1 other annotated feature (only partly in view) is annotated in these 357 nt (G+C 58.8%).

The annotated features are described in order from the left end of the window. Window positions 1–357, bottom strand: a sequence feature (mutual gap in cmsearch alignment for this rRNA model is longer than 100) (it extends past both window edges: 325 nt to the left, 3,388 nt to the right).

Here is a 357-nt window from a genome sequence, read left to right as displayed (position 1 = left end):
CGGCCTATCAACCAGCTGGTCTCGCTGGGCCCTTCAGGAGGCTCGAGGCCTCGGGGAGATCTCATCTTGAAGGGGGCTTCCCGCTTAGATGCTTTCAGCGGTTATCCTGTCCGCACATAGCTACCCGGCAGTGCCACTGGCGTGACAACCGGAACACCAGAGGTGCGTCCACTCCGGTCCTCTCGTACTAGGAGCAGCTCTTCTCAAATCTCCAACGCCCACGGCAGATAGGGACCGAACTGTCTCACGACGTTCTAAACCCAGCTCGCGTACCACTTTAAATGGCGAACAGCCATACCCTTGGGACCGACTTCAGCCCCAGGATGTGATGAGCCGACATCGAGGTGCCAAACACCG

Origin of the sequence: Halomonas sp. KAO, assembly GCF_015595025.1 — a bacterium.
In the GTDB taxonomy this organism is placed as follows: Bacteria; Pseudomonadota; Gammaproteobacteria; order Pseudomonadales; family Halomonadaceae; genus Halomonas.
Note: the sequence above shows the minus strand (reverse complement) of the source record. Positions and strands in the feature narration are given on the sequence as shown.